The 5,718-nt window shown below is 72.8% G+C and carries 4 protein-coding genes; all 4 read left to right on the top strand.

Features of this window, described 5'->3' with window-relative positions:
- Positions 1-138 precede the first annotated feature (138 nt).
- The 4 genes from ABZ885_RS34195 (at position 139) to ABZ885_RS34180 (ending at position 5,340) form a co-directional block, all read left to right on the top strand.
- Positions 139-945, top strand: coding sequence for a YwqG family protein (locus ABZ885_RS34195; RefSeq protein ID WP_360197530.1), 807 nt, complete (start codon positions 139-141; stop codon positions 943-945).
- Between the two features lie 217 nt (positions 946-1,162).
- Positions 1,163-2,014, top strand: coding sequence for a hypothetical protein (locus tag ABZ885_RS34190; RefSeq protein ID WP_360197527.1), 852 nt, complete (start codon positions 1,163-1,165; stop codon positions 2,012-2,014).
- A gap of 243 nt (positions 2,015-2,257) precedes the next feature.
- Positions 2,258-3,538, top strand: a complete 1,281-nt coding sequence (locus ABZ885_RS34185) for a lysine 2,3-aminomutase (protein WP_360197524.1) — start codon at positions 2,258-2,260, stop codon at positions 3,536-3,538.
- 392 nt (positions 3,539-3,930) lie between these two features.
- Complete coding sequence (locus ABZ885_RS34180) at positions 3,931-5,340, top strand: family 2B encapsulin nanocompartment shell protein (RefSeq protein WP_360197522.1); 1,410 nt, start codon at positions 3,931-3,933, stop codon at positions 5,338-5,340.
- The last annotated feature ends 378 nt before the right edge of the window (positions 5,341-5,718 follow it).

The following is a 5,718-nucleotide window of genomic DNA, read 5'->3' as shown; positions in this document are numbered from 1 at the left end:
ACGGCCCTGACGCCCTCCAGACCGCACCCATCAGCCCACCGGGCGGCCTTCTGACACCTCTGACGGCCTCGCTGACACCCCTGACGCCGTCACCCCGCGCGCGCCGGCGCACCCGAAGCCCCTGAGTGGGCCTGGACCGTGACCACGAGCGAGACCGCCGGCGCGGTCGGGCTCCCGATGCCCTACGCCGTGTACGCGGCGATCAGTGCCCGGGCGGACGCGGAGACCGTGCCGCTGGTCGGCGCGCTGTTCCGCCCCTCGCTCGCCCTCGAACCGCTCGCCCTCGAACCGCTCGTCCCCGACGCGGACGCCTCCGCCGCCCCGTCGGCGGGCCGGCTGGGCGGACTGCCCGCGCTGCCCGAGGGCACCGCGTGGCCGGAGTTCGCCGGCCGCCCGATGCAGTTCCTCGCCCAGCTCGACTGTGCCGGTCTGGCGGAAGCCTTCCGCACCACCGGCGACGGCGGCGACTGGCCGCTGCCCGACGAGGGGCTGCTGCTCTTCTTCCACGACGAGTGGATCTCGGACTTCAGCGGCCGCGGCTGCCGCGTCCTGCACGTCCCCGTCGGCGCGCCGCTCCGGCCCGCCCCGGAGACCGAGCTTTCCACGCCCGCGGTTCCGGCCGTCCCGGTCGGGGCGCAGTGGCGGCTCTCGGCACCGTCCTACCAGGACCGGGAGCTGGAGAACCTCTTCCCGGACGACTTCATGATCGCCCTCGACCTCGCCTCCGACTTCCGCGAGCTCCTGCCCGGCCCGGACGTGCGGGTGCTCGGCTGGTGCGACACCGACTCCGGGCGTCCCGCCGGCCACCGCCCGCTGCTCCAGGTGGAGAACCGGGCGCTCGACGTGGACTGGGGCGAGTGCGTGAACGTCTCCTTCTGGATCACCCACGAGGACTTGGCGGCCGGCCGTTTCGACGAGGTCCGGCAGGGCTTCGAGGTGGCCTGAGCGGCGCCCGCGCTCCGGGGGCCCGGCGGGTTCCCCCGGGCGACGCCCCCGGGGGAACCCGCGTCCGGGCGGGGACGGGACGGCCGAATTAGTCTGCAAGGAAGGAGGCGGACCCAGCCGGCGGGGTGGTGAGGCGGACGTGGCAGCAGAGGAAGCGGACGCACCGGAACCCCCGGTGTCGGAACTCATGCGCTCGCTCCGGACGCACCCGTCCCGGATGCCCGAAGAGCTCGCCGTGTTCGGTGTCCGCCACCGCGGGCCCCGCGCCGCCCGCCGGGTCGCCGCGCTGCGGGCGGAGTACCCGGACGCGCCGCGGAGCGAGCTGGTCCGGCGGGTCGTCGACCGTGCGCGGCGGGTGAGCGAGACCGAGGGCGCCTTCATCGGCGGACCGTTCCTCTGGATGGCCCCGTTCGCGTTCTGCACCGCCCTGCTCACCCAGGGGCAGCTGATGCTCGAACTCGCCGCCCTGGCCGGAAAGGATCCGACCGCCCCCGCCCGGACCGCCGAGATCCTGGTGCTCCAGGGCGCCTACCCGGACCTCGACGCGGCCGAGCGCGCGCTCGCGGCCGGCCCGCCGGCCTCCGGGAGCGGCAGTCGCCGGCGCGGGTTCTTCTCACTCATCTGGCGGATGGCCCGCCTGCTCGGTCTGACCAGCGAGGACGAGGTCCCGCCGCCCTCGCGCTGGCGCACGGCTGCCGAGTGGCTGCTGGTGGGGGTGGTCCTGCTGATCGGGATGGTCGTACCGCTGGTCTGGCTGCCGTACATGGGGTTCTCCTACCACCGGGCCACCAACAAGCTCGCGGCCCGGGCCGTCGCCTTCAACTTCGGTGGCGACCCCGCCGAATGGTCCGAGGAGCACCGTGCCCGGACCGACCCGGGCATCGTCGCGGCCGCCGCCCGGGCCGTGTACTCGCTGCTCGTCCCGGTGGCGGCAGTGATCGTGATCGCGGTCGCCGACATCCGGGTGGCGGGGAGCCAATGGCCGGTGCTCACGATCGCCCTGTTCACGCTCTCCGGCGTGGTCGGCGTGGTCTGGTACCGGCGCCACCGCCACCGGCGCACCGGCTGACCCGGGCGCACGCCACCGGACCGGGCGCTCGGACGCCCGGGTGGTCCTGGTACGACCGCTCCGCTTCCTCCGGACCGAAGCCGTCGGCCGGTTCGTCGCCGACCGGGGTTAGGCTGCCCCGAGGGCCGTGGGGTGCGGCCGGGGCGGAAGGTGAAAGTCGTGCGAACGAGCCGTGAACACACGGGAGTTGAACGCGCGGTAGTAGACCGTGCGGAAGCCGGTCCGCGGCCGAAGCTGCGGGCGGTGCCCGGGCACCGGCTGGCCGGGCTGCCGCAGCTCGCCGACGCACCGGCCGGCCTGCGGCACGAGATCGCCGTGGTCGCGGCCGTCCTGCCGTTCAAGGTCAACAACCACGTGCTGGAGGAGCTGATCGACTGGAGCCGGGTGCCGGACGACCCGATGTACCGGCTGGCCTTCCCGCACCGGGACATGCTGCCGCCCGAGATCTTCGACCGGATCTCCCGGCTGATCGAGGACGGCGCCCCGCGCGAGCGGCTCGCCGAGGCGGTCGCGGCGGCGCGGCGCGCGCTCAACCCGCACCCGGGCGGGCAGTTGGAGGAGAACGTCCCGGAGCTGGACGGCCGGCCGGTGCCCGGGCTCCAGCACAAGTACCGGGAGACCGTGCTGCTCTTCCCCGCCCAGGGCCAGAGCTGCCACGCCTACTGCGGCTACTGCTTCCGCTGGGCGCAGTTCGTCGGCGAGCCCGGCCTGCGGCAGAGCCTGCCCGGCCCGGCCACCGCGGTGGAGTACCTGCGGGCCCACCGCGAGGTCTCCGACGTGCTGCTGACCGGCGGAGATCCGCTGATCATGTCGACCGACCGGCTGGCCGGCTACCTCGACCCGTTGCTCGGGCCGGGCCTGGAGCACCTGCGCACCGTCCGGATCGGGACGAAGGCGCTCGCCTGGTGGCCGCACCGCTTCACCACCGACCCCGACGCCGACGACCTGCTCCGGCTGTTCGAACGTGCCGTGGCCGCCGGGCGGCAGGTCGCCGTGATGGCGCACGTCAGCCACCCGCGCGAGCTGGCGGGCGAGGCGGTCCGGGCGGCGGTGGCCCGGATCCGCTCCACCGGCGCGGTGATCCGGGCCCAGGCGCCGCTGATCAGGCACGTCAACGACGACCCGGCGGTCTGGGCGGAGATGTGGCGGGACATGGTGCGGCTCGGGATCGCGCCGTACTACCTGTTCGTGGAGCGGGACACCGGCGCCAGCGCGTACTTCGAGGTGCCGCTGGCCCGTGCGGTGGAGGTCTACCGGGACGCCGTCCGCCAGGTGTCCGGGCTGGAGCGGACGGCGCGCGGGCCGGTGATGTCGGCCGGCCCGGGCAAGGTCTGCGTGGACGGGGTGGCCGAGGTGGCGGGGGAGCGGGTCTTCGTCTGCCGTTTCCTCCAGGCCCGCGAGCCGGACCGGGTGGGCGTGCCGTTCTTCGCCCGCTTCGACGAGGAGGCCACCTGGTACGACCAGCTGCGGGCCGCCTCGTTCGAGCGGCGGCCGTGGTTCGCGGGGGAGCCGGCCCTGGTCTGAGTCCCGCCCGTTCGACGGTCGAACGCGTGTGCCGAAGGCCCGCGGTCCGGGCGCCGGGCCGCGGGCCGCTCCGCAGATCCGTTCGGATGGAGGGGATCGTGCCAAGAGGCGGGCGATTCGCATGCACAGGAGATTCGAAGTTCCGTCTAGAGAGGGTCGCCGGATTCCAACCGCCGCATGCGCGAGATTCACCCTATCGGGGGGCACTCGGCGTTCGTTCGCGGCTGGTCGGCTGTCGGTGATCTAGGGTTCCCGGTGGGCCGTCCGAGAGGGCGGAGTGCCGAGCGATGCATCGCCAACACCCCCACCATGACGCCTATCTGACGATCCGACACAGCTTCTGTGTCGGGCTCATCGGCGTGACCTGACCAGATGAGAAGGAGACCCTGCCGATGCCGGTGGACACCAGCCCGGAGACACAGCAGGTCCTGCAGCAGTCCAGCCTCACCACAGCCGCTGCCCGCAATCTCGCGACCACGACCAAGTCCGCACCGCAGATGCAGGAGATCACCTCCCGCTGGCTGCTCAAGGTGCTGCCCTGGGTGCAGGCCGCCGGTGGCGCCTACCGCGTGAACCGCCGCCTCACCTACACCGTGGGCGACGGCCGGATCGAGTTCATCAAGACCGGTTCGGAGGTCCGGGTCATCCCGCGCGAGCTGGGCGAACTCGCCCTGCTGCGCGGCTTCGACGACGATGACGTGCTGACCGCGCTGGCCGACCGCTGCGAGCAGCGGGACTTCGGCCCTGGCGAGGTCCTGGCCGAGCGCGGCGACGCCGCCGACCGGATCTTCCTGATCGCCCACGGCAAGATCAACCAGATCGGCACCGGCAAGTACGGCGACGAGACCGTGGTCGGCGTCCTCGGCGACGGCGACCGCTTCGGCGAGCAGGCGGTGCTCGACGCCGACGCCGTCTGGGAGTTCACCGCCAAGACGGCCACCTCCGGCACCGTGCTCTCGCTGCCCCGTCGCGACTTCCAGGCCATCCGGGACGGATCCCCCGCCCTCCAGGAGCACATCCGCGAGTTCCTCGAACTGCCGCTCCAGCGCCAGAACGAGCGCGGTGAGGCCGAGATCGCCATGTCGGCCGGCCACCGGGGCGAGTACGAACTGCCCGGCGCCTTCGTGGACTACGAGCTGAAGCCGCGCGAGTACGAGCTGAGCGTCGCCCAGACCGTGCTGAAGGTCCACACCCGGGTCGCCGACCTCTACAACCAGCCGATGAACCAGACCGAGCACCAGCTCCGGCTGACCATCGAGGCGCTGCGCGAGCGCCAGGAGTACGAGCTCATCAACAACCCGGAGTTCGGCCTGCTCAACAACGCCGACTTCGACCAGCGGATCCAGACCCACTCCGGCCCGCCCACCCCGGACGACCTGGACGAACTGCTCAACCGCCGCCGCGACCCGGACTACCTGCTCGCCCACCCGCGGGCCATCGCGGCCATCGGTCGTGAGCTGAACGCGCGCGGACTCTACCCCCACCATGTCGACCTCGGCGGGCAGCAGGTGCCGGCCTGGCGCGGGGTGCCGATCCTGCCGTGCAGCAAGATCCCGATCACCAAGGAGAACACCAGCTCCATCCTGGTGATCCGGACCGGCGAGGACAACCAGGGCGTCATCGGCCTGCACCAGACCGGGATCCCGGACGAGTACCAGCCCAGCCTCTCGGTCCGCTTCATGGGCATCAGCGAGAAGGCGATCATTTCCTACCTGGTCAGCGCCTACTACTCGGCCGCGATCCTGGTGCCGGACGCGGTCGGCGTCCTGGAGAACGTCGAGATCGCCCACGGCCGCCACTGACACCTGAGCGCGGCCAGGCCGTAACCCCGGCCCCCGCAAGATCGTTTCACCTGATGTCGGACGGCCCGCCCTTCGAGGCGGGCCGTCCGGTGTCGGCCCTCCCGCGCCGACCGATCCCCTGATGACGATCCCGGCGATCCGACCATCCGGCGACGACGCACCGGTGAACCGGCGGACGACGAACCGGCGATGTGACGATCCCGACGATGCGAGAGGTGTATGGAGCCCATGCTGCAGCGACAGCGGCGCCGACAGCCGCGACGGATACCGGTGGACGGGCAGCCGTGACCGCAGACCTGATCGTGGTGAGCGGCCCGGACGGCGGCGCCCCGCGTGGCCGCCGGGCCCGGCTGGCCGGTGCGGCGGCCGGAGTGGCCG

The sequence above is a fragment of the Kitasatospora sp. NPDC047058 genome, assembly GCF_040643935.1.
In the GTDB taxonomy this organism is placed as follows: Bacteria; Actinomycetota; Actinomycetes; order Streptomycetales; family Streptomycetaceae; genus Kitasatospora.
The sequence above is the reverse complement of the archived record's forward strand: the minus strand, read 5'-3'. Positions and strand labels throughout refer to the sequence as shown.